This is a genomic window from Streptomyces sp. NPDC045778, assembly GCF_056431945.1.
On the sequence record NZ_JBWKJZ010000013.1, the window covers coordinates 1 to 22,645 of the forward strand.

Annotated in this window: 22 protein-coding genes; 8 read left to right on the plus strand and 14 right to left on the minus strand. The window is 71.1% G+C overall.

The annotated features are described in order from the left end of the window. Positions 1–162 precede the first annotated feature (162 nt). On the plus strand, positions 163–342 hold the full coding sequence (locus tag AC07GB_RS18200) for a hypothetical protein (RefSeq protein ID WP_478846515.1): 180 nt from the start codon (positions 163–165) through the stop codon (positions 340–342). A 222-nt stretch (positions 343–564) separates the two neighbouring features. On the opposite strand, the gene AC07GB_RS18205 is transcribed toward AC07GB_RS18200, so the two are convergent. Continuing rightward, complete coding sequence (locus tag AC07GB_RS18205) at positions 565–969, minus strand: SgcJ/EcaC family oxidoreductase (protein WP_478846517.1); 405 nt, start codon at positions 967–969, stop codon at positions 565–567. Between the two features lie 206 nt (positions 970–1,175). Here AC07GB_RS18205 and AC07GB_RS18210 point away from each other — a divergent pair, with 206 nt between their 5' ends. Next, positions 1,176–1,370 carry a hypothetical protein gene (locus AC07GB_RS18210; protein ID WP_478846519.1) on the plus strand — a complete coding sequence of 65 codons (195 nt, stop codon included), beginning with the start codon at positions 1,176–1,178 and terminating at the stop codon, positions 1,368–1,370. A gap of 87 nt (positions 1,371–1,457) precedes the next feature. Here AC07GB_RS18210 and AC07GB_RS18215 read toward each other — a convergent pair whose 3' ends face one another. Beyond that, positions 1,458–2,144 (minus strand): HNH endonuclease family protein, encoded by a 687-nt coding sequence (locus AC07GB_RS18215; protein ID WP_478846521.1) that lies wholly within the window; start codon positions 2,142–2,144, stop codon positions 1,458–1,460. A 174-nt stretch (positions 2,145–2,318) separates the two neighbouring features. After that, positions 2,319–3,866, minus strand: coding sequence for an alpha/beta hydrolase (locus AC07GB_RS18220; protein ID WP_478846524.1), 1,548 nt, complete (start codon positions 3,864–3,866; stop codon positions 2,319–2,321). A 350-nt stretch (positions 3,867–4,216) separates the two neighbouring features. On the opposite strand from AC07GB_RS18220, the gene AC07GB_RS18225 reads away from it, so the two are divergent. After that, on the plus strand, positions 4,217–4,621 hold the full coding sequence (locus AC07GB_RS18225; RefSeq protein ID WP_478846526.1) for a hypothetical protein: 405 nt from the start codon (positions 4,217–4,219) through the stop codon (positions 4,619–4,621). A gap of 71 nt (positions 4,622–4,692) precedes the next feature. Here the strand turns inward: AC07GB_RS18225 and AC07GB_RS18230 are convergent, their stop codons facing one another. From AC07GB_RS18230 to AC07GB_RS18270, 9 genes are all read right to left on the minus strand, one after another. Further along, positions 4,693–5,361: a response regulator transcription factor gene (locus tag AC07GB_RS18230; RefSeq protein WP_478846528.1), complete on the minus strand. Its 669-nt coding sequence runs from the start codon at positions 5,359–5,361 to the stop codon at positions 4,693–4,695. Positions 5,362–5,380: 19 nt separating this feature from the next. Beyond that, positions 5,381–6,598, minus strand: a complete 1,218-nt coding sequence (locus AC07GB_RS18235) for a sensor histidine kinase (RefSeq protein WP_478846530.1) — start codon at positions 6,596–6,598, stop codon at positions 5,381–5,383. Between the two features lie 286 nt (positions 6,599–6,884). After that, positions 6,885–9,128: an FUSC family protein gene (locus AC07GB_RS18240; RefSeq protein WP_478846532.1), complete on the minus strand. Its 2,244-nt coding sequence runs from the start codon at positions 9,126–9,128 to the stop codon at positions 6,885–6,887. Between the two features lie 39 nt (positions 9,129–9,167). Continuing rightward, a complete protein-coding gene (locus AC07GB_RS18245; RefSeq protein ID WP_478846534.1) occupies positions 9,168–9,797 on the minus strand; it encodes a cysteine hydrolase family protein in 630 nt (209 codons plus the stop codon). Positions 9,798–9,869: 72 nt separating this feature from the next. Next, positions 9,870–11,201, minus strand: coding sequence for a hypothetical protein (locus AC07GB_RS18250; protein WP_478846536.1), 1,332 nt, complete (start codon positions 11,199–11,201; stop codon positions 9,870–9,872). After that, positions 11,194–11,733, minus strand: a complete 540-nt coding sequence (locus AC07GB_RS18255) for an OsmC family protein (RefSeq protein ID WP_478846538.1) — start codon at positions 11,731–11,733, stop codon at positions 11,194–11,196. The genes AC07GB_RS18250 and AC07GB_RS18255 overlap by 8 nt, the downstream gene beginning before the upstream one ends. Positions 11,734–11,768: 35 nt before the next feature. Further along, positions 11,769–12,344 carry an NADPH-dependent FMN reductase gene (locus AC07GB_RS18260; protein ID WP_478846540.1) on the minus strand — a complete coding sequence of 192 codons (576 nt, stop codon included), beginning with the start codon at positions 12,342–12,344 and terminating at the stop codon, positions 11,769–11,771. A 176-nt stretch (positions 12,345–12,520) separates the two neighbouring features. Further along, entirely contained in the window at positions 12,521–13,978 is a 1,458-nt protein-coding gene (locus tag AC07GB_RS18265) for a benzaldehyde dehydrogenase (protein ID WP_478846542.1), read from the minus strand. Positions 13,979–14,190: 212 nt separating this feature from the next. Continuing rightward, on the minus strand, positions 14,191–15,021 hold the full coding sequence (locus tag AC07GB_RS18270; RefSeq protein ID WP_478846544.1) for an alpha/beta fold hydrolase: 831 nt from the start codon (positions 15,019–15,021) through the stop codon (positions 14,191–14,193). Between the two features lie 227 nt (positions 15,022–15,248). Between AC07GB_RS18270 and AC07GB_RS18275 the strand changes: the two genes are divergently transcribed. The 3 genes from AC07GB_RS18275 to AC07GB_RS18285 all read left to right on the plus strand — a co-directional run bounded on the left by AC07GB_RS18275 (position 15,249) and on the right by AC07GB_RS18285 (position 18,863). Next, positions 15,249–16,004 carry a TetR/AcrR family transcriptional regulator gene (locus tag AC07GB_RS18275; RefSeq protein ID WP_478846546.1) on the plus strand — a complete coding sequence of 252 codons (756 nt, stop codon included), beginning with the start codon at positions 15,249–15,251 and terminating at the stop codon, positions 16,002–16,004. Positions 16,005–16,749: 745 nt separating this feature from the next. After that, positions 16,750–17,412, plus strand: a complete 663-nt coding sequence (locus tag AC07GB_RS18280; RefSeq protein ID WP_478846548.1) for an HAD-IA family hydrolase — start codon at positions 16,750–16,752, stop codon at positions 17,410–17,412. An 896-nt stretch (positions 17,413–18,308) separates the two neighbouring features. Continuing rightward, positions 18,309–18,863 carry a peptide deformylase gene (locus AC07GB_RS18285; protein ID WP_478846550.1) on the plus strand — a complete coding sequence of 185 codons (555 nt, stop codon included), beginning with the start codon at positions 18,309–18,311 and terminating at the stop codon, positions 18,861–18,863. 24 nt (positions 18,864–18,887) lie between these two features. On the opposite strand, the gene AC07GB_RS18290 is transcribed toward AC07GB_RS18285, so the two are convergent. Beyond that, on the minus strand, positions 18,888–19,046 hold the full coding sequence (locus tag AC07GB_RS18290) for a hypothetical protein (RefSeq protein ID WP_478846551.1): 159 nt from the start codon (positions 19,044–19,046) through the stop codon (positions 18,888–18,890). Positions 19,047–19,398: 352 nt separating this feature from the next. Here AC07GB_RS18290 and AC07GB_RS18295 point away from each other — a divergent pair, with 352 nt between their 5' ends. After that, positions 19,399–20,034, plus strand: coding sequence for a hypothetical protein (locus AC07GB_RS18295; RefSeq protein ID WP_478846553.1), 636 nt, complete (start codon positions 19,399–19,401; stop codon positions 20,032–20,034). A gap of 220 nt (positions 20,035–20,254) precedes the next feature. Here the strand turns inward: AC07GB_RS18295 and AC07GB_RS18300 are convergent, their stop codons facing one another. Beyond that, positions 20,255–21,184, minus strand: a complete 930-nt coding sequence (locus tag AC07GB_RS18300; RefSeq protein ID WP_478846555.1) for a glycoside hydrolase family 16 protein — start codon at positions 21,182–21,184, stop codon at positions 20,255–20,257. A 491-nt stretch (positions 21,185–21,675) separates the two neighbouring features. On the opposite strand from AC07GB_RS18300, the gene AC07GB_RS18305 reads away from it, so the two are divergent. Further along, a complete protein-coding gene (locus tag AC07GB_RS18305) occupies positions 21,676–22,644 on the plus strand; it encodes an ABC transporter permease (RefSeq protein WP_478846896.1) in 969 nt (322 codons plus the stop codon). The last annotated feature ends 1 nt before the right edge of the window (position 22,645 follow it).

The window sequence follows — 22,645 nt, forward strand, 5'->3', positions numbered from 1 at the left end:
GTGCGGTGAAGATTCGACACCTCCACCACACACGGGGGCCTTCGCCATGATCAAGCCCGGCCAGTGTCAACAACGCTCGTGATCAATACACCTAGGGCGTTGCACGGGCGGTGTGCGGCTGCCCCGTAGCGGCTGTCAGTGCCACCGCCTACCCTGACAGGCATGTCCCCCAACCCTGGCCCCCGGGCCGGCGTGCGCCCTGCTGCGGCCGTGAACGAGGACATCCGCGCCCTCTGGCGCGATCCCCGCGTCGGACTCACCAGCGACCAACGTGCCGCGTACGAACGGCTCCTGAGGGAGTGGGCCCCCGCCGTTCGCGCGGAAGTCGTCGCGGCCGCCTGACTCGGAGCATGACGAAGCGGCCCCGTCCTCCCGGAGGTGGGCGGGGCCGCGGGGTCGGATTCCGGTGCCGTTGTATTCGTCGACGCGGTCGGGCGGTGCGGGCGGCTCGACACCGTGGCTGCGCATCTGTTGGGTCAGCTGCGCCACGTACCAGGAGGCTACCTCGGCGCCGCCACTGCGGCAGCCCTCGCGATCTGGCTCCGAACGTGATCGACAGGCAAGTCAGTCGGCGAGGACCCCCGTGTTCTGGCAGGCGGTCAGCAGCCAGCGGCCGTCGGCCTGCTTCGAGATCACGTACAGCGGGGCGCCCTCGCTCTCCTGGCCCGGGGCCAGGTATCGCTGACGGACCTTGACCGCCGCGACGTCGGGGCGGATGAAGAGCACGTGGACCACCTCGTAGGTGACCTTGCCGTCCCAGCTCGCCGCGGGGAGGACCTTGCGGGTGAACTCCGAGATCGCGTCGAGGCCGATGAGGACCTTGCCGTGGGCCGTGGTCCAGATCGCGTCCGGGTGGAAGAGGCTGAGGAATTCTTCGGGGTCCTTGTTCTGCTGGGAGTGCTCGACGGTCGCGACGAGCTGGTCAATCGCTTCGAGGTCTGCCGCGCGGGATGTGGATTCTGTGGTCATGCGGATCAGCGTCACACCTCAAGCGCGATTGAGGTCAAGCGTGTGTTCACACGGCGACCGAGCCCAGGACAACGAACCAGGCGCCAGACAAGGGGTACCGAGGCTTACCCGGCCGCGTAGCGAACACGCTGCGTAGTCCTTCGACATGCGCCCGCCGCCGCCCTGCCTGAACCTGGTCCGGGGGGCCGAACAGAAGGGAGCCCGCTGTGGGCAGCAAGGACCAGTTCCAGGACAAGGCCAACGAGCTCAAGGACAAGGCGCAGAAGGCGCGTGAAGGAGCCCAGGACGAGGCCTCGGAACGTCGCCAGCAGGCGCAGGAGCGAGCCCGTCAGCGGGGCCAGCAGGGCCGGGAGCAGGCTCAGGACGCAGCCGACGACGCGCGGGACCGTTTCCAGTCCTGACGCCGGCGGAGCCCCCGTCCCCCTTGGGGACGGGGGCTCCGCTGTGTCCGGCTCACGAGGGACAGGGCATCCGGTGCCGGTGCCGGGTCAGGGGTGCGTCGCCTGGTCCAGGGCGGGGGTGTAGGTGACGGGGGTGTCCTTGCACTGGCCGGAGGCGAAGACGGCGATGGCGTCCAGCTCGGCCGGGTCCGCGGCCAGGTCCCAGCGCAGCTTGGTGGCCACCCACTCCGCGACGTAGCGGCAGTGCGCGGTGGGCAGCGGCGGCAGCCACTCGGCCGGGTCCTGGTCCGCCTTGGCGCGGTGGGTGCGGGCGGTGACGGCCACCAGCGAGGCCGGGGCGCCCTGGTCGTTGGCGTAGGCCTCACGGCGTCCGGGGCTCCAGGTGGAGGCGCCGGAATCCCAGGCCTCGGCGAGCGGGACCGTGTGGCTGATGTCGAGCTTGCTCGCGTCCTCCACTTCCTGGTTGTCGTAGTACGAGAGCCATTCCCCGTCGGAGAGCGCGCACCGGGCGCCGACGTCGGGCGCCTCGGTGGCTTCGGCGATGAGCACTTCGGCTCGGGTGTTGCAGCCGTCGGATTTCACCGCCCCGGCGTTCCAGTGTTTGAACGCGGTGCGGGTGTACCCCTCCCGGTGTTCGCCGACTGCCGGGAGGCGGTGCACGGCGTCGGCCAGGGTCGTGGTCTCGGCCGGGGTGGCCTGCGCCGACGACGGGACGAGAAGAGGGGTCAGGGACAGGCTGAGCGCGGCCAGGCCGCGGGCGAAGTTCTGCGTCATCCCGCCAGGCTGAGTGGTGTGCGCGCCGGTGCGCCGGGGGCTCGACGAGCGCCTGCGCCGGGTGGAGGAAGAGGTTCACCGCAGTGCACGGGAGCCGACCCTTTCTCGCTCAAGCTCGGCTGACGGCGCGCCCGCACGGCCTCGCGGACGCGGCCCTCCGCCCCTCTCCGACAGCTACGGCCTGCGTGCGCCGGGGCAGGTGCCTTTGACGGAGGAGAGGCTGCCAGTGGTGAGGTAGCGGTTCACCGCGTCGGTGACGCACGTGCCGCCGAGGCTGATGACCGAGTGACCCGTGCCCTCGTACGTGAGCAGGTGGGAGCCGGGCAGTCGCGCGGCGACCCGGGCGGCCCAGGCGTGACTGGTGGCGGGGTCGTTGCGGGCGTTGAGCAGCAGAACGGGCGGGGTCTTCGTGGCGCGCAGCGGGTGCTGGGGGTGGGCGGCCGGGCGGGGCCAGCCCGCGCAGCGCGCCGACCACTCCTGGTACCAGGCGTTGCCGCGGGTGTGCGGTGCCGCCGTGCGGCTGGCCTGCCACAGGGCGGCAGCGTTCTTGTGGCCCTTCGGTCCGAAATTCCAGTCGGCGCAGATGAGGGCTGTGGGGCGGCCCTCGTAGACGGCCGCGCCAGGCTTCTTGGGCAGCTTGGGGCGGGGCGCGGGCTTCACCGGCGTCTTGCGGATGCGGTAGGAGGCCAGCCCCTCGAACCAGGAAGGCCAGTCCTGTTCCGTCTGATTGCCCAGGTAGGTCCGCTTCAGCAGGCTGCTGACGCCGACCGGTTCACCGCCGTCGGTCAGCTTGCCGCGCTCGGCGGCGGTGAAGAGCCGATCGAGGCGGGCGGCGGCGTCGCGGCCGTGCAGCGCGCAGGACTTCGTACGTGCGCACCAGCGTGCCGCCGCGCGGAAGGTCCCTTCCTGGGCGCGGGCGGCACCCGCGAGGAACGCGGGGGCCTTCTGGCTGTGGTCCACGACGCTGTCCAGGACCATCGTGCGCAACCGCTTGGGGTAGTGCTCGGCGTACGTCTGGCCGATGAGCGTGCCGTAGGAGATGCCGTAGTAATTGAGTTTCGGTTCCTTGAGGAAGCCCCGCAGGGCCTCCAGGTCCCGGGCGATGTCGACGGCGCTCACATGGTCGAAGAGGGGCCCGCTGGCCGTCCGGCAGCTCTTGGCGAGCGCCTGGTTGTAGCGCACCCGCTCGTCGTAGGCCGTGCGGCTGTCGAGCACGAGGGGCATCCGGTCGCCGTGGACGACGAGGTTCTCCCCGCACCTGAGCAGGGTGTCGCGGGTGTCGAAGGCGACCAGGTCGAAGCGCTTGCCGAAGCGGGCGAACTTCCCCGCGCCGGAGGCCAGTTCCTGGGCGTGCTGCTCTCCGGGGCCACCGTAGTTCACGACGAGCGTGCCGACGCGCCGCTTCGGATCGGAGGCCGGACGCTTGACGACCGGCAGCTTGACGCGGGGTCCCTTGGGCGCCGTCCAGTCGACGGGCACGGACAGCGAGGCACACCTCAGCTTGCGCTGACCGACGCACGGCCGCCACGTCGTCCCGGCCGCCACCTTGCTGGTCACGCTCACGCCGGTCCGGGCCGCGGCGACCCGCGCGGACGGCGCCGCGTGGGCCAGGGCGCCGCTCTGCGCGGTCACCGCGCTCGACAACATCAGCAGCGACACGACGAGCGCCGAGCGGCGCCACAGGGCGCGCCTCACCGGGCGGCTTCCGAGCACGTCAGACATACAGGGGGCTCCAGAGGGGGACGAACGAGGGGCTGCGCGAACCGCGCCGGAACGGACCTCCGTCGGCGCGTGACCGCGGCCCACGGCTGTGCGCGCTACGGATCCCGGCACCGACAATGCGTCTTTCTACCTCAAAGATCCTTATAAACGTAAATCGGGCATGACGAGTGTTCTTGATCGCTGTGTGGAGGCCCCTGGCCCGGCAAGCTCTCTTGCGTTCGCCCCGCGGGAGCCGCATGGCTGCTCGTCGCCGGTCCCTCTCCCGCAGGCCCTGGCGTGCGGAAAGCCCCGAGGTCACGGAAGGTTGCACCAAGGTCACTGGAGACTCGCAGAGGAGACGCGTTGTGCGGATGAAGAACGCTCTGGCCGTGACCGGCGTGACGACAGTGGTCGTCCTCGGCCTCGCCGCCGCTACGACCGGCAACCTGGTTTCGGCACCGGTTGTCCAGGAGAACCCGCCGGCCCGAGCAGAACCGGATCCTTCTACGCAGCCCTCCGTACCCGGCCTGGCTCCGCTGGAGCCGGTTCCGGTGGCTGATGCCGCGCCGGAGCCGCCTACGCCTGATCCCGTTCCACCGGAGCCGGAACCCCTTGCCGATGCCGCTCCCGTCGCTCCCCTGCCCCAGCTGCCCGAGCCGCCCGCCGTCCTGGAGCCGGACCCGGTGGCCGATGCCGCGCCGGTGCCGCCTACGCTCGATCCCGTATCGCCGGAGCCGGAACCGGAACCAGAACCGGACGCAGCTCCCGATCGATGAGCGCTGTTGCCACAGCGCAGGTCCAGCCCGCAGTCGCGGCCCCCACCACGCGGCTCCGGCGGCGACCGGGCTCACACCAGGCCGTGCTGCCAGGCGCGGGCGGCCACTTCGACGCGGTTGCGAGCGCCGAGTTTGCGCTGGACGCTGCCGAGATGGGTCTTCACCGTGGAGAGGGTGATGTAGAGGGCGGCGGCGACCTCCTCGTTGGTCAGACCTTGGGCGACCATGGCGACGACCTCCCGCTCGCGCGGGGTGAGGGGTTCGGGGAGCGGGGGCGTGTCGTGCCGGGACCGACCGCGGTGCGGTGCCGTCCGGGAGGACATGTGCTCCAGGAGTCTGACGGTGACGGAGGGGGAGATGAGTGAGTCGCCGACGGCGGCGGCACGGACGGCTTCGATGAGGAGGGCGGGAGAGCAGTCCTTGAGGACGAACCCGCAGGCCCCGTGCCGCAGGGCGGTGTAGACGTACTCGTCGAGGTCGAAGGTGGTGGCGATGACCACCTTCAGCGGCTGTTCGGCATCCGGGCCCGCCAGGAGGCGGGTGGCTTCGAGGCCGTCCATGCCGGGCATGCGGATGTCCAGCAGGCAGACGTCCGGGCGCAGCCGCCGCGCGTCGGCCACCGCTGCGGTTCCGTCCGCGGCCTCGGCGACGACCTCGATGTCCGGCTGGGAGTCGAGGATCATCCGGTACGCGGCGCGTACGGTGACCTGGTCGTCGGCGAGAAGGACGCGGATAGTCATGGTGTGATCGTGCCAGGCGTCAGAACGGGCGCCGCGCCGCGGTGCGGTGGACGGGGATCTCGGCGGCGACCTGCCAGCCACCGGCCGGTGAGGGGCCCGCGGTCAGGTGTCCGCCCAGCGCGTGGACTCGCTCGCGCAGCCCCGTGATGCCGAATCCCCCAGGGCCCGGATGTGTTGGCCTGGCGCCAGGGGGCCGGGCGGCGTCGTCGGTGACACAGACCGTGAGCGCGCCCGCGTCCGCGGTCCGGCGTACCTCGATGGTCACGGTCCCGGCCTGAGCGGCGTGCTTGCGGATGTTGGTCAGTGCTTCGCGGACGACGTGGTGCGCGGTGGAGGAGATGTGGTCCGCCGGGGGGACGGCGAGCAGCCGGGGGTCGATGGTGAGGCGGACGTCGGGGCCCGACGCGCGCAGGGAGTCGGCCAGGTCGTGCAGGCTGTGCAGGCCTTGGAGGGCGTGCAGGGGAGCTGAGCGGTCGGGCCGGCGCAGCAGGCCGACCATGGCCCGCATGGAGTCGGTCGCCTGGACGGCGGCGTCCTCGATGTTGGCCAGAGCCTCGTTCAGGGCCTGGGGCGTGGGTGGGTGTCCGGTGGCCGTGGTGAAGCGCACGGCTTTGACCTGGGCGGTGATGGCGGTGACGTGGTGGCCGACGAAGTCGTGCAGTTCGCGGGCGTACTCCAGGCGCTGGGCGTTCAGGCGGGCGTTCTTCTCCCGCTCCCGCGTGGCGTCGAGCAGGCGAAGGTACAGGCCGAGGACGATCACCACGGGTGCGGCGAGCAGGAGGAACGGCACGCCGTACTTCGCCGCTTTGACGTGCTCGGTATCGGGCAGGCGCAGCAGCACCAGCGGGGCGGCGAGCCAGGCGGCGGCGACGAGCGGGATCATCCGTCCCGCGGGTTTGTGGCGCACCGCGCGGGTGACGAGCAGCAGCAGCATGCCTATCTCCGCCATGCCGGGAGAGTGCTCCGGGCGGTGCGTCAACTGGGCGGTGACCAGGGACAGGGCGGCGGAGGCGGTCACTGCGGTCCACCCCGTACGCGCCAGGTGCTGGGGCGGCGCGAGGAGCGCCGCCAGGCACAGCAGGCCGACGGCGATGGTGGCCGCGGTCGTGGGCACGAAGCCGGTGTCCAGCGCCTCGGCGGTGATCGCTGCCAGGGCGAGGGTGGCGACGCCGATGACCAGGCCACGGCGGGCGGGAGCCCAGGAGGCGAGGACGGCACGGGCCGGGAAGGCGGTCATGGCGGCCCACCGTACGCCCGCTCGCGGCTGTCCGGCCTCCGCCTCTTGACCGACGCGTCCGCCCGACCCGCCCGGCAGCCCTCGGTCATCCGGCCGATCCGCACCACCGGCCCGCAGCGCGAGGATCGTCGATGTGGAGATGCGGAGATGCGGAGATGCGGAATCGTCGTCGGTCCACCAGAAGGGTTCGCGTGAACCGCGATCACAAGCTGCCCGGGGCGGGAGCCCGTCCAGCGGGTGTGTACGAGCCGAACACCCCGCACCCGGCGCCCTGCCGACACCTGCGTCATGAGTCGTCGCGAACGGGCAGGTGAAACGTGCGGGCCAGCCCCTGAATGCTCTCGTCCACGTGTTGCAGGTGTCGCAGGACCCGTCGCCTGGCGTAGGCGCCCTCGGTACGTGCCTCGCTCTCGCCCACGTCGAGCCGTGCGGCAATTCCGGGGCCGCACACAAGAGCGGTGTCGTCGCCGCGGCCGGACACCCGGCTGATCAGGGCGCCGAGGTTGCGGTCGATCCGGCGGGCCACGTTCGCCAGGCGCTGATCGGTCGCGAAGTAGGGGCAAGGCGGCACCAGTTCGGCGGTGGCCGCAAGGCTTCGGGTGTGGAACGCGGCCGTCTCCAGCAGCCCGAGCGCGGACAGTGTGGTGCGTCGCCGGGACCGCGACAGGCTGAGCGGGGTGATCAGCGGCCGCACCGAAAGGCGCAGGCTGTCCAGGGAGGCATCCAGCGCACGGGCCGGAGCGAGCAGGTCCCCGCCGGGCTCACCGTCCAGCCGGGCCAGCGACTGCGTGAGTGCCACGCGCAGGTGCTCCAGGGTGTCGCGCAGCAACCGGTCCGTGTGGTCGCGGGTGCGCACCGGCAGCACGAGCACAGCGGCGATCAGCCCGCACGCGACGCCCAGCGCGGTCTCCTCGATCCGCACCAGCAGCACGCCGGGGGTGAGGGCGTGGAGCAGGGCGTACAGCATGCCGATCATGGTCGTGACGAAGAAGGACATCAGCGTGTACGACACCGTGATCGTGTAGTACATCCCGAACACGCTGAGGCCCGCCAGGGCGAAGGCCAGCCATCCGATGTCACCGATCAGGGCGGCGAGGGCGAGCCCGGCCGCGACACCCGCGACCGTGCCGATCAGGCGCCGCCAACCCCGGACAAGTATCTCGCCGGTGGAGGTGGTGCCGATGAACACCACCCAGCAGGTGAACACAGCCCAGTACCAGCGCTGCGGTGACACCAGTTCGCCGCCGACGACGGCCAGGGCCGAGCCGGTGGCCACCTGGATCGCGGTCCTCGTGGTGGGGCGGACGCGGGATTCCTGCCGCTTCGGTACGGCGTCCTTCGCCAGGCCGGAGTGGTGCGCCTGGGCCTGCGCACGCGAGCGTGGCGCCGTGGGGGTGTGCTGGGCCGTCGAGGTCCGCCCGGGCCGGGCCAGGCACAGGTCGAACAGGGCGCGGGCGAAGTCCCCGGCGGAGCGGAAGACATCCCGCATGGCCGGGGATGCGTCGGGCAGGGACTCGTCGCCGCGGTAGCCGAGCAGCCGGGTGCGCACCTCAGCGGGAGGAGTTCCGGTCGGCTGCGGTCGAGCCGGGCCGATCGCCGCACGCAGCGCCCGCAAGTCCGAGGTCAGCACGGGCAGTGCCGCCGCGTCGCGGGAGTCGAGGGCGGGTGGGGCAGCGTGGGTCCGCGCCTGGTGCGGGGTGAGGGTGTCGATGTCGGAGCCGGGCCACAGGGCCCGCAGGACGAGGACGGCCAGTCGCTCGACGGCCGTCTCCGCTGCCGCGACGCGGTGTTGGACCGCGGTGGCGGCGCGTTCGTCGGGCGTGCCGGTGCCGAGGCGGCTCTGAATCATCAACGCGGCCGTGTGCAGGCGGGCGGTGGAGCGGAGCAGATCGCGCACCGGCCGCTCGGCGTGCGGCGCCTTCGGGCTGCCCTCGGCGACGTCGATCAGCGCGTCGAGCACCAGCGCGAGACGCAGCCCGAAGGCACGCTGCAACCGTTCCAGCGTCCGCTCCGGCGACGAGGGCAGGACGGCGAACCGGACCAGCGCCGAGCTGCCGAAGGCCACAAGGACGGCCAGGGAGAGCTGCGGCACCTGCTCCACGCGGGTCTCGGCGAACTGGGTCACGAAGAAGAGCTGGAAGGCGAAGACGCCCAGCGTGGTCGCGCGCGGGCCGAGGCGCCGGACGTAGAGGGCCGCGAAGATCAGCAGCACGAACACCACGTCGGCCGCGACCCGGTGCGGTGCCAGCGCGCTGCCAGCGGCCATGACCACCAGGGCGACCGGCACCCCGGTCACGAGGGTCAGCGCCTGGTCGCGCGGCCGGGGTTCGGTGACCGCGGCCGTGCTGACCATCGCGGTGAGGGCCCCCGTCACCAGGACCGGCACCGGGGCGCCCGGCACGGCGAGGACGCCGAGGGTCAGCAGCACCGCCGAGAGCGTGCTGAGCGCGGACCGCAGCCGGAGCAGTCCGGGATCGGATGCCGAGAACCGGTCGTAGGCGTACGCCCACCGTGTTCGTGCCTGGTGCATGCCCCAACCGCTTTCCTCGCCGTGCCAGTGGTGAAGGTGTTACGCCGCCGGTCCGTCGAGTGCGGTCAGGAAGTCGTCCACGCCGGTCACGTGGTGGGAGACCATGGTCAGGCCGCGCATCATCGCCTGGTACGTGACCAGCCCGCCGGGGGCGGCTATCGCGTCGCTGAACGCCGTGACGTGGTAGCCGCGCTCCATCGCGGTGCGGGCCGTCGACTCCACGGCCATGATCCCGGAGACCCCGGCGATCGCCAGGTGGTCGATGTCGCGCCGGCGCAGCTGGAAGTCGAGGTCGGTGTGGTGCAGGACGTCGAGGCCCTGTTGCGGGGCGAGGACCACATCGCCCGGCTGGGGAGCGAACTCCTCGTGGAACTCGGTGTTCCAGGTGCCGGCCTCGAACATCCGCTTGTCGAACATCTGCCGGTGGATGCCGGAGACGTGCCGCCACGCCGAGTAGTCCTCATCGGTGAAGGCGGTCGTCGAGTAGAAGACGGGGATCTCCTGATGCCGTCGCACCCCGGCGATGAGCTTCTTCAAGCTGCCGATCGTGTCCAGCCGTTCGTACTCCGGCGCGTAGATGGGGTAGGCCTTGCCGTCCTGCGAGAAGTTCTCGTTGACGAGGTCGACGAGCAGCAAGCCCACGCGGCCGCTTTCGTAGTGCGTCTTCATGGTTGTCCTCCGTAAGTTGTCAGGTGGCCCGGGAGGGCTTGATGTGGCTGATGGTTGGGTGCCGTGCGTGGTTCAACCGGTGTGGCCGCCCGGCCCTCCGGGGCGCCCTGGCTGCCCGCCGTGGGAGGCGAATTCCACCGGCTCGCCGTGGACGCGGACGGCGTCCGCGCCGCGGCCCTCGGCGTGGATGCCCCGTCCGACTTTCAGCGTGCCGATCCGGCCGTCGATCTCCACCGCGGCGAGGCCGTCACCTCGGGCCGTGATCCGGCCGCCGATCTCGGCCTGCCCGATCCGGCCGCCCGGCCGGATGCTCAGGGCGCTGGCGCTCAGCGGAGTCTGCACACCCTTCACCAGGCTGGTGCCGGTGCCTCCCGATGTGGCCAGGTCTCCACGGATCCTCAGGTCCGACAGTTCCCTGCTGACCTGGATGCCGACAGCGCCGTCGCCGGTCGTGGTGATGGTGTCGAACAAGGCCTGGCGCAGGCTTCCGTCGTAGAGGTTGAAGCCGCGGGCGCCAGTGCCGTGGGTGGTGAGGGGAGCCTGGATGTCGAGCTTGTCCAGCTCGCCGAAGTTGACGAACCCGACGCCGCTCGGCCCGTACGAGGTGAGGGGCGCGGTGGCCGTCCACGACCGGACGCGGCCCCACGCGTCGAGCACCATGTCGTTGGCTCCATAGGTGGTGACCGCGCCTTCGTTGAGGACCTCGTCGATCACGGTGTTGTGGCCGACGAAGACTCCCCCGCTGATCAGGTCCGGAGTGCCCTCGGGGATGCCGCCGTCGGTGTGGATCGTGCCGGTGCGCAGGTGTGTCACCTGGACCGAGCCGCCGGTGGGGGCGCCGTCCGGGACGCCGCACCCGCTGATGAAGACGCCGCTGCCGCGAACGGCTCGATCCGGTCCGCCCGTGGTGATGTCGAACAGGTCCGCGGTGATGCGGACGGCCGGGTCGGGGTGCTGGTTCCAGAGGGTGAACGCCCCCTGGAGGACGCCGACTCCGAAGCCGTGCGGCCGTTCGTCGCGGGCGCGGACGTCCGCGGTCTCCACGCGCAGGCCCTCGACCCGTACGTGCCCGCAGCGGATGGCGTCGCGGGCGAGCAGCAGGACCTGCCCTCTGGTGCGTACGTCGCGCAGCGCCAGGGTGCCGAAGCCGGGCAGCGCGGTGTCGTTGCGGACAGCTGTCGCGTGCGCGGGGCTGTGGATCGTCACCTCCTCAAGGAGGTTGTCCCGGGTCAGGCACAGGCCGGTGGCGGCGAACTCCAGGGTGCCGCCGCGCAGTCGTGTCCCCGGCGGCAGCGTGAGTTCGGGCAGGCGGGATATCAGGCCGTCCACCTGGATGGCCGGTGCGCGATCGGCGACGGCCGCGAGCAGCTCGCTCGCCGTGGAGACGGTTCGCCAGTCAGTCAAGGTGACCTCCCTCCGTGGGAGCCCCGGCGGCTGCGGGGGCCTGTGTGGTGGTGATGTGGGCGCCCGCGGTGAGGGTGCGGTGTACCGGGCACCTCTCGGCAATCCCCATCAGCCGCTCGCGCTGGGCGGCGTCGAGTACGCCGTCGAGACGGATCTCCCGGGTGATCCGGTCGACGACACCGTGCGATCCCTCGCACTCCGCGCAGTCCGCCGCGTGGACGCGCCGGTGGCGCAGCTGGACGGTGACCTTCTCCAGCGGCCAGCCCTTGCGATCGGCGTACATGCGGACCGTCATCGATGTGCAGCTGCCGAGCGCGGCCAGCAGCAGACCATAGGGGTCCGGGCCGCTGTCCGTGCCCGCGGGTGCGGGCTCGTCGGCCGCCATGACGTGGCGCCCGGCCCGCACCTGCTGGGCGTACGGGCCGGGCCCGCTCTCGCTCACCACGACCAGTCCGGCGTCGGCTTCGGCGGGGTCGGCGAGGGCGGTCGGCTTGGCGTTCGCCGGTTCGGTGGGTTGGTGGGGTGTGGGCATGGTGATCTTCCTTGTGGGCGGGCACAGTTCAGCGGTCAGACCGCGTGGGCCGGGGCGTGGAGGTCGGCCAGGACGGTCAGTTCGGCCAGCAGGGCGTGCAGCAGGCTTTCGGTGATGTCGTCTCCGGTGAAGGTGCCGTCGGCATCGAAGCGCTGGTGGGAGCGGAAGACGGTGACCTCGGGGTGGGCGACGACGGGGGCCTGGATGCGGTGCAGGATCTGGCGCAGGACCAGTTGGCCGCGGGCGGTGCCGAACTGGGAGGGCGAGGCGCCCAGGACGGCGACGGGTTTCCCGAGCAGGGCGTGCGGGCCGGCGGGGCGGGAGAGCCAGTCGAGGGCGTTCATCAGTACGCCGGGGATGGCGGAGTTGTACTCGGGGGTGGCGATGAGGACGCCGTCGGCCTCCCGCACGCGTCGGCGCAGGTCGGCGACGGCGGTGGGCTCGGGGCCGTCCTCGAGGTCCTCGTTGAAGAAGGGAAGCCGGCCAAGATCCTCGTAGAGGTCGATGGTGACGCCGTGGGGCGCGAGGCTCTGCACGGCGCGCAGCAGGCCGGTGTTGTGGGAGGTGCGGCGCAGGCTGCCGGAGATGGCGAGGAAGGTCAGGTCGGACATCGCGGAGGGCCCTTCGAAGGAGGCAGTTGGTGCCGGCCCGGCACCAGAGGCGGCGCCGGGCCGGGCGCGGTGGCGGGCCGGGCGCGGTGGCCGGCCGGGCGCGGTGGCCGGCCGGGCGCGGTGGCGGGCGCCTACAGGGCTGCGGGCGCCCGCGCGCGGACCGAGGTGGACCGTCGTCAGATCGGGTAGACGGGCTGGGATCCGCGGACGGTGATCCAGCGGGTCTCGGTGAAGGCGTCGATGTTGGCCTCGCCGCCGAAGCGGGCGCCGGTGCCGGACCAGCCGACGCCGCCGAAGGGGATGCGGGCGTCGTCGTTGATGGTCTGGTCGTTGATGTGCACCAGGCCGCTGGGGATGCGCTCGGCCAGTTCCAGGCCGGTCATGACGTCCCGGGTGAGGATGCCGAGCGAGAGACCGTACGGGTCGTCGGCGGCCAACTGCGCGGCCTCGTCCAGGGTGGTGAACGTACGCACGGGCACGACGGGGCCGAAGACCTCCTCGGCGTAGGCGGGCGCGTCGTCGGGGACGTCGACAAGGACGGTGGGCCGGTAGAAGAGACGGTCGTAGGTGCCGCCGGTCAGCAGGCGGGCACCTGCGGCGACGCTGGCGGTGACCTGGGCGTGGATGGTGTCCCGCTGGTGGGCGTTGATGAGGGGGCCGAGGTCGACGTCGGAGGTGGCGGGATCGCCGACAGTGAGCTGCTCGGCCTTGGCGGCCAGGCGCGCGGTGAACTCCTCGGCGATGTCGGCGTGGACCAGGATGCGCCCGGTGGCCATGCAGACCTGGCCCTGGTTGAAGAAGGCCCCCCAGGCGACCGTGGAGAGGGCGCGGTCCAGGTCGGCGTCGGCCAGCACGATCATCGGGTTGTTGCCGCCCAGTTCGAGGTGGGCGCGCTTGACGCCGCGGGCCGCCGCCTCGCCGACCTTGCGTCCGGCCCCGGTGGAGCCGGTGAAGGAGATGACGCGCACGCGCGGGTCGTCGACCAGGGCCGCACCGGCCGCGCCGTCGCCGGGGAGCAGGGTGAGTACGCCCTGGGGCAGGCCCGCCTCCTCGAAGATCCGCATGATGGTGACGCCGCCGCTGACCGCGGTGCGCGGGTCCGGCTTGAGGACCACACTGTTGCCCAGCGCCAGGGCCGGGGCGACGGAGCGGATGGCCAGGATCAGCGGCACGTTGAACGGCGAGATGACGCCGACGACTCCGGCGGGCACCCGGCGGGTCATGCTCAGGCGCGGCTGGTCGGAGGGCATGACCTGCCCGGTCGGGTGGGAGCACAGCACGGCCGCCTCATAACACTCCTGCTCGGCCTGGTCCGTCTCGAAGACGGCCCTGGCCCGGGTGCTGCCGCTCTCGCGGATCAGCCAGTCCTGGATCTGCGGAGCGTGGGCGGCGAAGAGTTCCCCGGCGCGGCGCAGTATCGCGGCGCGCTCGGTGTGCGCGGTGGCGGCCCAGGCGCGCTGGACCTCCGCGGCGCGGGCGGCGGCGCGGGCGATGTCGCTCACGTCGGCGGAGCCGATGTGCTCCAGGGTGTCGCCGGTGGAGGGGTTGACGACGGCCGTCTTGCCGCCGGAGGCGTCCTGCCAGCCGTCGATGTTGATCTTTCCGGACCAGATGGCAGGGTCGAACAGGTTCATGACGTCCTCGGATTTTCTTCTGTCCGCCCGAAGGGCGGTACGCGTGGTGCGTGGTGGTGTGAACGGGCTGGGGGTGGAGGCTCGCCCGCCCGGTGGCCCGGGGATGCCGCCGGGCGGCCCGGGGATGCCGCCGGGCGGCCCGGGGGTGTCACCGGGCGGGCGGCCGTCCTCGCGGCGGCCGGAGGGGAGGACGGCTGCCGCGCGTCCTTCGGTCAGCGCGTGGCGCGGTACGCCTGCCGGATGATGTCGGTGACGGCGTCGGGGTGACTGACCATGACGGCGTGGGAGCTGTTGACCTCGGTGATACGGGCCTCGGCGCGCTTGGCCATGAAGCGCTCCAGGCTCGGGGCGATGGCCTTGTCCTTCTTCGCGATCAGGGCCCAGGAGGGGATCTCCTTCCAGGCGGCCTGCTTCGTGGCCTCGCCGAAGGCTTCGGCCGCCACGGGCCGCTGGGAGGCGGCCATGAGCGCGGCCCGCTCGGCCGGGACATCGGCGGCGAACGCGGCGGCGAACTCGGCCGGGTCCAGGGAGACTTCGGTACCGGTGCTGCCGTCGGGCCGGGTGAACTGGAAGGCCTGCTGCGGCAGCGGCGGCACCGAGGGGTCGTGGTGCTGCTCGAGCAGGCCGCCGAGCGACTCGCCCTTGTCGGGGGCGAACGCGGCGACGTAGACCAGCGCCTTGACGTCGGCGATCTCGGCAGCGGCATTGGTGATGACGGCACCGGCGTAGGAGTGGCCGACGAGGATCTTCGGACCCTTGACACCCTTGAGCAGACCCGCGAGGTAGGCGCTGTCGTGGTCCAGGCCGCGCAGGGGATTGGCCACCGCCTGCACGGGGAAGCCCTGGTGCCGCAGCCGGGCGGCGGTCTGCTCCCAGCCCGAGGCATCGGCGAACGCGCCGTGTACCAGCACGATCGTCGGCTTGGGTCTGGCCGACTCCGCGCTCTGCCCGTCCGCGTGTGCCGCCGGCACAAGGCCGGAGATCACGGCCGCGGCCGACCCGACGACTGCGGCGGTGCGACCGTGGTGCTTGAAAGTGCTCATGGGATTCCTTCGTGAAATGCGCGGCACATGCCGCAGATGAGGTACCGGGCGCGGTACGTCGCGCTCCAGGCAGGGGTGGGGGACTCGCCGCCGCACCCGGTGGCGGGCTGTCCGGCGGGACAACCATGCACCACATGTTTCGTTACAGTCAATGATTGAAACTAAACTGGGCTAGAGTGGGCTGCGCACGCCCTCAAGGGCAGCCCCGGGCAAGGGAGGAACACGCCGTGAGCAGCAAGGACTCAGCCGCCACCGGCCGCGCGGACCGACCGCGACGGCATGCGGACCGACCGCGACGGCATGCGGACCGACCACGACGGCATAAGGGATCAGACACCGGCGACCCGGAGCGGTCGAACCCTCCGCATCCCGGCGGCCGCCCCCGCGACCCGGCGATCGAAGAGGCGATCCTGAAGGCCACGCGCGTACGGCTGGCCACCGACGGATACGCGCGGATGACGATCGGCGACGTGGTCGCCGACGCCGGGGTCACACGCCCCACCTTGTACCGCCGCTGGCCGAACAAGTACGACCTGGCGGTGGACGCGCTCCACTACGGCCTGCGCAAGCAGCGCGAGGCCTACCCGCCCCTGGAGTGGGACCGGATGACACCGGTGGAGGCGTTCACGGTGGCCGTACGGCGCCTCGATCCCCGCTACCACAACGAACGGGCCATGGCTGTGCACGGCCATTTCATGGGCGCCGCCGAGAGCGAGCCGGAACTGTTCGAGCAGATGCGCGAGCACGGGAACAAGCCGCGCTGCGAGGAGCTGCTCCAGACCCTGCGCCGCTTGCAGGAGACCGGCGCTGTCCGCGAGGACGCCGACCTCGACACCGTGGTGGTGCTCTGCTTCGGCAGCTACTTCGGCGACTACCTCCAGACCGGCCGGAGCACCCCGGACGATCTCGCCGACCGCGTCGTCGCCGTCCTGTGGCCGACGATCCGAGCAGACGCGCAGTCCAGCGCGCCTGCGGCAGCATGAGCCGAAGGCGCGACGCCGGCCCACCGCACTCCGGGCCCACGCCGGGGCGAGTACGCCGGTAAACCGATGGCCCTGCCCCGGCGAGCCGCGCCGACGGCCCTGTGCGGCCATCCCTTCACCTCCCCTTCTCATGCCTCACACGGCGCCTGCCTCACGGCTCACACGGCGCCTGCCTTACGGCTCACACGGCGCCTGCCTTACGGCTCACACGGCGCCTGCTTTACGGCTCACAGCGACGGTCAGCGCCGGAGCATCCCGACACGCACCGATCCTTCCGGCTCGCGCCCGCTTCACGAATCAGCCGGATGGCCGAAGTCCGCCGCCGCTTCTCGGCCGAACAGAGGAGGGGCCCGGCGCTTCGGCGTGCCTACCGTGACCTTCATGCCCCACCACGGCACGGCACGTGCCCCGCTCGTCAACCGGGGCCCCAGACCGCCCAGTTCCAGCCCCCCTTTCATCGACCCTTTCATCGACCCTTTCATCGGCAAGGACAAGACCATCAAAACGCTGCACGAATCGACCCAACGCTGGATAACCCGCGCCGTCCTTCTCGCCTCCTGCGTGCCGTACTGGCTCGTTCTGCGCCGAGAGGAACGACGAGCGCGCGCAGCGGAATCACGCGTGCCCCGAAGCTGAACCCGACCGGGCCCGCCCGCAGACCGCCATAGGGCGGGGCTTCACATCATCCTGATCGCCCGGCGCGCGGTAGCGTCACTCGTGAGGCCAACGGAGGGGAGCACGCACCATGCCGCAGGCCACGACCAACGCCGATCGCAAGGCCCCGCGCGGTCTCATCCTGGACTTCGCCGGGGTACTGACCGCCGACCCGCGCCCCGTGCACCGCACGTGGTGCGAAGCGGAAGGGCTCCACGCCGAGGCCTGGCGTACCGCTCTCGGTGACAACCCCGAAGGCCGGCGGCTGTACGCGGCGTTGGAGATCGGGCAGATCGGCCAGGCCGAGTGGAACGAGGGCACCGCGGGCCTGCTCGGTGCGCATGTCGAACCGTCGAAACTGATGGGGCGCGCCTGGACCGGAGTGCCCGCGGCACGGCGCATGGCCGCCCTCGCGCGGGCCGCCAAGGAAGCGGGGTACCGGCTCGCGCTCCTGTCGAACAGCTTCGGCCTGGACCCCTTCAACCCGTACGAACACGTGGGCATCTGGGGCCTGTTCGACGTACACGTCATTTCCGAGGCGGTCGGCCTCGCGAAGCCGGACCCGGCGATCTACCAGCTGACGCTGGAGCGCCTGGGCCTTCCCGGCTCGGCCTGCGTGTTCGTCGACGACCATCCGGTGAACCTCCCGCCCGCCGAGGCCCTGGGCATCACCACCGTGCTCGCGACACACGAGGCAGACACGGTCGCCGAGTTGCAGGCCCTTCTCGGGGTGAGCATCGACCTGGCCGCGTAGGAGCCGGGTTGAGCCGAGAGCGGGCTACTGCCGGTCAAGGAGGGCGGCGGCCCGCCCGTCCAGGGCCCTGACTCCCACCGCCGCCTTGTGGCGGGCGAGCCGGACGCGCATATCCAGAGCGGCATCGCGAACGCAGACGGACCGTACGCCGTCCGCACAGTCGAGGAACTCGCTCCAACTTCTCCGCCGTGGCGAGGGAGGCTGGCATCGGCAGCTTCCCGTAGCCCTGGGTGAACCTTCTGCGCGAAGACTTGGAGCGGGCCGTGGCCGCGGTCGGCGTGAGTTGGACGCGGGCGCTCTGGTCGCGCGCATGCGGTCGGCCTGCCTGCTGTTGACGGCGGCTGTCAGCGGAATAGGAGCCAGCGAGTCTCGCTTAGCTCCTGGTGGGGTGCCGCCGTCCACCGCAGGAGTCCGACCGGGGACTACGACGCTTCCGGATCGGCGGCAAACTGATCAAGGGCCAAGGGCTCGGCGGCACTGACGACGAATGGGTGGTGACCGAGGAGGTCTACGAGGCGATCGCACTGACCGAGCGCCTGCACGACTCCTCCAGCCCGTACCTGTTCACCGTGTCGGGGTTCCCCTCCGCCTACAAGCACTTCCGCAGCTGGGTGAACAGGCCGGCCGGCCCAGTGGCTCGGACTCGCGCCGATCCCCGACGAACCGGTGAATCTGCGCACCCGTCCAGACGGTACCGAGCGTGCAGGGCGGGTGTGGTCGCGATCCACGTGAACTGCCGTAGCGCACCGTCGTCGCTGCGGACAGGCGGGGTCCGCAGCGGGGACGCTTCGGCGGTCATGGACGTCTCGGTGCCCCACACGACCGGGTCGAGCGCAGTGGCGGTTCCGGGCACGGCCCGAACGCAACATGAACCAAGAGGAGTTCAGGTGATTGACGTGCGGCCCAGTCAGCGGATGCGAGACCTCGGCGTCGTCCAGCATGGCGCTGGCATCCTCGTCGAACCGGCCCGCTCCTTCGACCTGCCCGCCGAACGCGACGAGGCCGAGCGCATCACCGACAAGCTCTTCGCTGCCATGGAACGGATCCGCCAGGTCCACCCGTTCGCCAAGGGCATGGGCATCGCGGCCCCGCAGCTCGGCATCGGTCGTACCTCGGCCGTCGTCCAGCCGGCCGGCGACGCGCCCGCCATCATCCTGCTCAACCCGCGGATCATCGACCTCTCCGACGAGATGGACGAGCAGTACGAAGGCTGCCTGAGCTTCTTCGACGTCCGCGGACTCGTCCCCCGCCCCCTGAGAATCACCGTTGAGACCACGGCCCTGACCGGCGAGATCGTGACCACCGTGTACAAACGCGGCCTTGCCCGCCTCATCCACCACGAGATCGACCACCTTGATGGCCTGCTGTACACCACTCGCATGCGAACCGGCGTCGACCCGATCCCGGTGGAGGAGTACCGGCAGACCGGCCGGGCCTGGGCCTACGAGTAGGCCGCACTGGGCGGCGCTCCGCCCTCACCCTGCCAGGCGGATGCCGATCACGACCGCGACGCCGAGCCTCGGATCTGGATAGCGCCGCCCAGGGGCGTGGTGCGGACGATCGACGAACTCGCCCAGGCCATGGCCGACACCTTCGCTCCGTAGGAGCCGCTGCGCAGAGATGTACATGATCAAGCCACCCTCCTTACACTGATTCGCGGCTGCCGTAACGGTCAGCGCGGCTACTACGGGCGGCTGGCCAGCACTCATAACGGTTCGGCAAGCTCGGCAGTCCGTGTTTTACCGTTCCGGTCGACGCGTCGCGTCAAGCGATCCCGCTCAGCCGATTCGGCTGCGGTCAGCCCGCAAGCCTTCCAGGACCCGAAGGGCTGCCCGAGCGCTTCTCGTGCCGCGGGAAGCACGAGGCGTGCTTGTCGGCCATCGCTGACCGCCTCCGACCGACGCTTCGGGGCGGTCGCAACTACGTTGTCAGCACCGGATGGCAGGCTGGTCGCTACCCGCCGCGAACCATCCTCAGGAGAACAACATGAACACCGCCGGCCTTGGCCCGCTGCCCATGACGCGTCACAGCGGCAATGAGCCGATCCGAGCCAGCGGGGAAACAGTGGGCAGACTCGGCGACTTCTGGAGCTGGGCGTGCTCCGACCTGGCCAACAACACCATGCGCGGCATCTTGGCCGAGTACCTCGTTGCCACAGCGCTCGGCGCCGCCGCCGGCACCCGAACAGAGTGGGACACCGTCGACATCCGTACGCCCGAGAAGTGGCGTGTGGAGGTGAAGTCGTCGGCGTACCTGCAGTCGTGGGCGCAAAGCCAGTTGTCGGAGATCTCGTTCTCCATCGCGCCGGCCTCCGGCTGGGACGCCCGGACCGGCTCCACCTCGCCCGAAATACAGCGACGCTCCGACATGTACGTCTTCTGCCTGCTGCACCACCAAGACAAGCAGACCCTCGATCCCCTGGCTCTCGACCAATGGACCTTCTACGTCCTGCCCACGGCAGTCCTGAACGATCGGTGCCTGAACCAGAAAACGATCAGACTGTCCAGCCTGGAGCGCCTCAGCCCGCTGAAGACCGACTTCACCGGCCTGCCGAAGGCCGCCGCTGCGTGTGCCGAAGGCACGCGACAGCCGCCGGGCTACAGGGATCAGCCCCCACTGTGAGCTTTGCCCCCCTCCACTAATGTCCGCGGAGCCCCTCGAATCGGCGCCCTACCACTCCCCCGCCGACCTTCGCTGGGGAGAGTCCGCCCCCGGCGGCAGCGCGGGAGTTGAACGGCACCCCGTCGTGCCCCTTCACCCCACCGAAGCGACGGACCGCCACCCGGTCGGCGCGGGCCCCGGCCCCAGCCAGGCCGAAGACCAAGCCCGCATCGGCGGCCCCTCACGGACTCCGGCTCGCCGTGCCCCCGTACGCATACGTCACCACCCAAGTAATCTCCAGCTGCGCCCACGACCCCGGCTCCGCCTCCGGTCCGTACAGGGCGCTCTCGTTCTGGAGGATCCAGCTCAGGGGGCATGACGGTACGCCGCGGGTGTCCTCGCCGATCTTCCTGCCGTCCATGAGGAAGCGCACGCGGCCGGGGGTCCACTCGGTGCTCACGGTGTGCCACTCGGTCCACTTCTCGTCGGTCGGGAAGGTGCCCTGGGGCTCGCCCGTGCAGGGGTGGTGGAAGGCGGTGATCGTGTCGGTCCAGTTCTGTTCCGGGTAGTCGATCTCGCAGCCGCCGCCGTAGTGCAGCCATGCCGACTTGTAGCCGGGTGCCGCTCGCGTGACCTTGATGCGGGCGGAGAACTTCCCGTAGCGCTGCTCCATGGCCTGGCGCGGCACGACCGCCGCGGAGTGGATGTCACCTCCGCGGGAGGGGCGCCACATGCGGATCCTCATGCGGCCGTCGCCGTCGGCGGCAGGACCGACGCTGACGGTGTCCTCGGGGCGGTAGGTCCCTCCGACGGCCCGGCCCGTATTGCCATCGGCTCCGCTCTTCGCGGTGTCCGGCCAACCCGAGGGATACGCCCACCAGTTGGCCCGGTACTCCCCCGTCAGCCCGCCGCAGTAGGCCCGCCTGGTGTCGGCGTGGTGGTCGCAGTCGCTGAAGGACCCGAGGGGTACGCGATCGCCGGTGAAGTCCTCGGCGAAGACCTGGCGGAAGGCGCCGCAGTCACCGCGCGGCATGGACGTCTTCGTCGTACGGCACGCGTCGTCGAGCGTCGCCGCCGACACCTTGCCGGGAGCGCAGAGCAGCGCCGCCGTCAGGGCGGCGACCGAGGCTGTGGTGGTCAGAAGCTGACGTCGTCGTTCGGGCCTGGACATCGTCCTCCTCTGGTCGCGCGTGCGGCTGGGGGCTCCATGGGTGCCCTGGGGCAGGCATGCCGCTCCCTTCGCGAGACGGGATACGACACCCCCCGCAAGATCAACACGCCCCCGCGGGCGGCGCTCGACGAAGGTGTCCAAGCGGGTGACCGTGGCCCCACGTGACCGTGGCCCCACGGCCCGCAGCGCCAGGCGGTCGGGGCCGTGCCGCCAGCAGCCCGCTCCCCTCCCCACCCAAGATCGTTTTGCTACGGCGACATTGCAGTCCCTACCGCAGCATTGCGGCCTCGTGGCGAAACCCGCCGAAAGCTGGCCTGGACACCCACCGCGCGAACAAGCTGGCGTTCGCCCCTTCGTGGCACATCAACCCCACATCGATCCGCACGCCCAGAGAAAGCTCCGCCGCACATGTACTCGACCTGTCTCCCCGGCGCCGTTCCGGCGCGTCCCGCGCGTGTGGTGAGGGGGCGGTCCGCACCGTGCGCTATGTGATGCGCAAGGCGGGCGGCTGGTTCCTGATGATCGTGGTCGCCACCAACGCCACGTACTTCCTGGCCAGTTGGTTCCTCGACCCGCGGTCGAACTTCAAGGAGCTGCGCCCAGCCCCGAGCCAGGAGCAGATCTCCCGGGCCCTCGCCCCGTACAACCTCGACCCCGGCACACCGCTGGTGCAGCGCTGGTGGCAATGGCTCACCTCGGTGGTCCTCGACTTCGACTGGGGTACGTCACCCACCGGTGTCCCGGTCAACGGCGAAGTGGGCTACCGCGCCCTGGTCAGCGCCGAGCTGGTGCTCACGGCGACCGTCCTGTCCGTCGTCATCGGCGTCGCCCTCGCCGTGTACACCGCCGCTCGCCAGTACGGTGCGGCCGACCGGATCTCGCAGGCCGTCTCCATCGCGGTGTTCAACGTCCCGGCGTCCGTGGCCGCCCTCGCCGTGGTCTTCGTCGCCATCTGGCTCAACCAGCACGCGGGGCTCGACTTCCTCTACGTCGCCGGGGAGAACTCACCCGATGTGGAGGGACTGCTGCCGACGATCGGTGACCGCCTCCTGCATCTGCTCCTGCCGACGCTCACCCTGACGCTGATGGGTTACGTGGGCTACCACCTGACGCAGCGTTCGCTGCTGCTCGACACGATCAACGCCGACTTCGTACGCACGGCACAGGCCACCGGCCTCACCCGCGGCCAGGCCGTCCGCAGGCACGCGCTGCGGGCCTCGCTGATCCCGACGGCGGCCTCCGTGGCGTTCAGCGTGCCCGCCGTCTTCACCGGCGCCGTCATCACCGAGACGATCTTCGGCTGGAACGGCATGGGCCGCTATTTCATCCAGACCATCAGCAAGAACGACGTACACGGAGCGGTCGCGACGGCCGCGTTCGCCGCGGTGCTCACCGCGGTCGGCGCGATCCTCGCGGACATCGCCACGGTCTTCCTCGACCCGAGAGTGCGGGTGAGCTGAC

Excerpts from the sequence above, each read along its gene's own strand:
- AC07GB_RS18200 (WP_478846515.1), top strand. The coding sequence starts at position 163 with ATGTCCCCCAACCCTGGCCCCCGGGCCGGCGTGCGCCCTGCTGCGGCC.
- AC07GB_RS18305 (WP_478846896.1), top strand. The coding sequence starts at position 21,676 with ATGCGCAAGGCGGGCGGCTGGTTCCTGATGATCGTGGTCGCCACCAAC.
- AC07GB_RS18260 (WP_478846540.1), bottom strand. The coding sequence starts at position 12,344 with ATGTCCGACCTGACCTTCCTCGCCATCTCCGGCAGCCTGCGCCGCACC.
- AC07GB_RS18270 (WP_478846544.1), bottom strand. The coding sequence starts at position 15,021 with ATGAGCACTTTCAAGCACCACGGTCGCACCGCCGCAGTCGTCGGGTCG.
- AC07GB_RS18205 (WP_478846517.1), bottom strand. The coding sequence starts at position 969 with ATGACCACAGAATCCACATCCCGCGCGGCAGACCTCGAAGCGATTGAC.
- AC07GB_RS18215 (WP_478846521.1), bottom strand. The coding sequence starts at position 2,144 with ATGACGCAGAACTTCGCCCGCGGCCTGGCCGCGCTCAGCCTGTCCCTG.
- AC07GB_RS18245 (WP_478846534.1), bottom strand. The coding sequence starts at position 9,797 with ATGAAGACGCACTACGAAAGCGGCCGCGTGGGCTTGCTGCTCGTCGAC.
- AC07GB_RS18295 (WP_478846553.1), top strand. The coding sequence starts at position 19,399 with ATGAACACCGCCGGCCTTGGCCCGCTGCCCATGACGCGTCACAGCGGC.
- AC07GB_RS18300 (WP_478846555.1), bottom strand. The coding sequence starts at position 21,184 with ATGTCCAGGCCCGAACGACGACGTCAGCTTCTGACCACCACAGCCTCG.
- AC07GB_RS18265 (WP_478846542.1), bottom strand. The coding sequence starts at position 13,978 with ATGAACCTGTTCGACCCTGCCATCTGGTCCGGAAAGATCAACATCGAC.
- AC07GB_RS18230 (WP_478846528.1), bottom strand. The coding sequence starts at position 5,361 with ATGACTATCCGCGTCCTTCTCGCCGACGACCAGGTCACCGTACGCGCC.
- AC07GB_RS18280 (WP_478846548.1), top strand. The coding sequence starts at position 16,750 with ATGCCGCAGGCCACGACCAACGCCGATCGCAAGGCCCCGCGCGGTCTC.
- AC07GB_RS18255 (WP_478846538.1), bottom strand. The coding sequence starts at position 11,733 with ATGCCCACACCCCACCAACCCACCGAACCGGCGAACGCCAAGCCGACC.
- AC07GB_RS18225 (WP_478846526.1), top strand. The coding sequence starts at position 4,217 with ATGAAGAACGCTCTGGCCGTGACCGGCGTGACGACAGTGGTCGTCCTC.
- AC07GB_RS18240 (WP_478846532.1), bottom strand. The coding sequence starts at position 9,128 with ATGCACCAGGCACGAACACGGTGGGCGTACGCCTACGACCGGTTCTCG.
- AC07GB_RS18220 (WP_478846524.1), bottom strand. The coding sequence starts at position 3,866 with ATGTCTGACGTGCTCGGAAGCCGCCCGGTGAGGCGCGCCCTGTGGCGC.
- AC07GB_RS18235 (WP_478846530.1), bottom strand. The coding sequence starts at position 6,598 with ATGACCGCCTTCCCGGCCCGTGCCGTCCTCGCCTCCTGGGCTCCCGCC.